This window comes from Syntrophomonas sp. UBA1041 (genome assembly GCF_002316705.1).
In the GTDB taxonomy this organism is placed as follows: Bacteria; Bacillota; Syntrophomonadia; order Syntrophomonadales; family Syntrophomonadaceae; genus DTU019.
In genome coordinates this window covers 14,502-17,694 of sequence record NZ_DCEA01000095.1, presented here as the reverse complement: position 1 = coordinate 17,694, position 3,193 = coordinate 14,502, and the positions used below count along the sequence as shown (strand labels likewise).

At 43.5% G+C, this 3,193-nt stretch carries 4 protein-coding genes and 1 pseudogene; all 5 read right to left on the bottom strand.

Going from position 1 to position 3,193, the window contains the following annotated elements; translation table 11 throughout:
• On the bottom strand, positions 1–370 hold a 370-nt coding region (locus B2633_RS14015), incomplete at its 3' end, for an ATP-binding cassette domain-containing protein (RefSeq protein ID WP_483171357.1).
• A complete protein-coding gene (locus B2633_RS14010) occupies positions 367–978 on the bottom strand; it encodes a TetR/AcrR family transcriptional regulator (RefSeq protein WP_483171356.1) in 612 nt (203 codons plus the stop codon). The genes B2633_RS14015 and B2633_RS14010, both read right to left, overlap by 4 nt.
• A 174-nt stretch (positions 979–1,152) precedes the next feature.
• A complete protein-coding gene (locus B2633_RS14005; RefSeq protein ID WP_483171355.1) occupies positions 1,153–1,905 on the bottom strand; it encodes a CPBP family intramembrane glutamic endopeptidase in 753 nt (250 codons plus the stop codon).
• A gap of 121 nt (positions 1,906–2,026) precedes the next feature.
• Positions 2,027–2,563, bottom strand: a complete 537-nt coding sequence (locus B2633_RS14000) for a GNAT family N-acetyltransferase (RefSeq protein ID WP_483171354.1) — start codon at positions 2,561–2,563, stop codon at positions 2,027–2,029.
• A gap of 122 nt (positions 2,564–2,685) precedes the next feature.
• Positions 2,686–3,193 (bottom strand): annotated as a pseudogene (locus tag B2633_RS13995) (hypothetical protein); the annotation flags it as partial.

Here is a 3,193-nt window from a genome sequence, read left to right as displayed (position 1 = left end):
TTTTGTCAGCATCTGCGAAAAGCCCCACGCTTTTTAGTAAAGAATCGATATCAGATTGTTTTTTATAAAGCGAGGCAAAATAGCGCAGGTTCTCCCGGCCAGTCAATTTTTCATAAAGACTTGGGAATTCAAAATCGACCCCGATTTCTTCGTAAAAGGCACTACTGTGATGCTTTACCTCGATACCATCCACTTGGACGCTCCCCTGATAATTAGTTAGAAGCCCGGTAAGGATTTTTTGTAGCGTGCTTTTGCCGGCACCGGAAGGACCCAAAAATCCAAAAATCTCGCCATTGAAGACATTAAAGCTGATGTTTTTGATAAACGATTGCTTTGTATAGCTGAACTTCAGGTTTTGTACACTAATCACTTTATCCTCTCCTCAAACATCTGTATCACAATACCCCGGATCATCAGCTTTAACGTGTCGCCAAACTGATTGCTTCCTATTTCCTGTTTGTGAAGCATCGTTAAAAAGATCGCCCTTAAGGCAGCGCCAAATATCTCGCTGTTTTCATCATTGATTCCGGGGGCCATGGGAACCACGGCAAGGAGTTGCTGGATGCTAAAATTGTCAATTTCCGTATGTTCCTGGGTTACCTCCGGAGGCAACTTGCGCATCAGCAACTCAATATCGCCATCAATGATAAACCGGTATAAAAATGATTCCTCGACCTTTTGATACACATTAAAGATCAAATCAGTCACCGCCACCGCTGTTACAGGGATAGGAAGGGCTTCCATTTTGAGCTTTAAATAGGCATGCATTTCATCATGAAAAGCACGAAAAACATCGAAGAATAAAAGCTCTTTGGAGTCATAAAAAAGATAAAAGGTTCCTTTTGGTATGTTGACTCTCTTTACAAGTTCATCTACTGTTGTTTTTCGCATGCCATATTGCTTTAGGCAATTCTGAGCTTCTTCTATCAGTCTGCTTTTGATGTATTCGCGCTCATTTTCCGTCAGGGGTTTCGGCATAAGCTCACTTCCATAAGCGTAATTTCACTTTCCGTACATTTGACTATATATGTATTTATAGTCAAATGATAAATAAAGTCAAGCGTGCCAGAAAGGACAAGGGGACGACTCGATATCACTCGAACTTTCCTTGATCACTTTTCCGATATGAGTCATTGAAGATAATGCTCAATCTTACCCCTGGTATACAGAAACAATAAGGCTAATAGATGATATTAAGTTGCACAGACAATGAAACACAATTGATATGTAAATGTTTTTCTTCTTCCAAGCAACGAATGCAGCAGGAAAGAATACGGAAATTCTAAACAAATTATTGAATGGCAACCACAGATGATACAACGAAAACAGAACGGTGACTATCAACGGTGCCCAATTACCAAATCGACTCATTTTCGGTGTGAGGTAACCTCTGAAAAACAGTTCTTCCACAATCGGACCGACAATAACATTAAACAAAAGGTACCCAATAAAAGTAAACAGTAAAATGCCCTTCGAATACTGCCCAAAATATTCAATATTAGCCCAGTCAAAATACTCGGGTGTAATCTGCTTCAGGTAATTTGAAATTGGAGCAAACAAGTTGTTTTCCAATGGTGCTAGCGTTACAGACATAATTCCTGCAAAAGCGAAGAGCAGAGACCCATATAAAAACACTTTCCACCAACTCATTTTGCTGTAACGGGAAAACGCACTTTTTAGAGAAAAACTGCCATATTCTTTTTTGCTGGCATACATGACTATACCTAATTCGATTGGAAACAAAGTGAAAGCAGCGCAAAGATAGAATAATATCAATGAAGGAATTACATTTTGTGCGAGCCCTGCGAAGATGTAAACTATAGTTAACACTGAAGTAGGAATAAAAATCAGACACAGTAACTTCGGAATACTTATTTGTTCAATGCTTTTATTTGTTATTGTCATTTGTCATCCTCACAATACTCCTAGATTTCCTCAGTCTAGTGATTACCTTGTGCAACCCTTGCGGAGCAGGCAACAGAAATATGGCATCTTCCATGAATTATAGAACTGCATACTCGGCTTATCAACCGCGCTTTTGAAAATACTCATCCGCGAGTATGGCGTAGATGGCCCTGTCAATCCACTCTTTGTCGACGCGCCCCCAGAACGATTTAAGGTGCAGGGCTTCCCGGCGCATGCTGTTGCGTTCCATAATCCGGTATGAACCATAATTGTCAGCGGCGCAAAAGGCATTGATGCGCCGCAGTTTCAAATCCCCAAATCCGTAGCGGATTAGCTCGCCACCAAGCTCCGTTCCGTAACCGCGTTTCCAATAATCCATGTGGAGAATCCAGCCGATTTCGGCCGTATCGTTATCAACGTCCGGATATATGCCGCAACTGCCGATCACCTTGCCAAGATCTTTCGGAACTACGGCAAAATCCTTGCCGCGTTTGGCAGAATTGATGAAGTCCTGTGTCTGTTTGGCGTCATTGGGTCCCCAAGACATATAGCGCGTATTAGCCGGATTACTGGCCCATGAATGTACGGCATCAAAGTCCTCAATGACGAGCGGCCGCAAAATCAACCGCCCTGTTTCGAGCGTGTCCTTGTATGTCATGGCGTGTTCTCCCTATCTCAATTAGTCTGGACGAATTTCCCTTTGATAAAGGTTTTCGCTCCAGTTTATGACCGTATTGTGTTTCTCCCGTGCTAACAATTACTCAATTCCCTAATTTTCAACTACCGATGTCTTTTTCCTGCTATTGCCATGCGAATAACCGCCATTTTGGGCAGTTTCGCTACTGGATCAACCACCCACCCGCCCGCAGCTTCCCACTCTTCAATAAATTCCCCAATGCTTTGGTAGCGGGCCTCCCGCTCCGGCGATACCGCCCTACGGGCTACATAGTATAACGCCCGCGGTCCGTCCCACTGAAAAGGCGCCTTTTCATAGAAATCAACATCACAGATGGTCAGGCGATCAGTGGCAAAGTCGTACATGATGCAGCCGTCATAAAAATCGATGGCCACATAGCCCTTTTGGGCGACATACTCATGAAACTCGAAAATCTGATGCAAGGTGTCTAGCCGTAGGTTAATGGGCAAGTTGCGCAAACGGTAACTGGGACATTGGGGATGCTGATATTTGGGATATCTAGCGAAGTTCCAGTGGGCGTGTAGGCAGTCGCCATCCGCCCATTCGAAGAGAGCGGCGAACCCACTGGGCGTATCGCATTGATCAATTAAT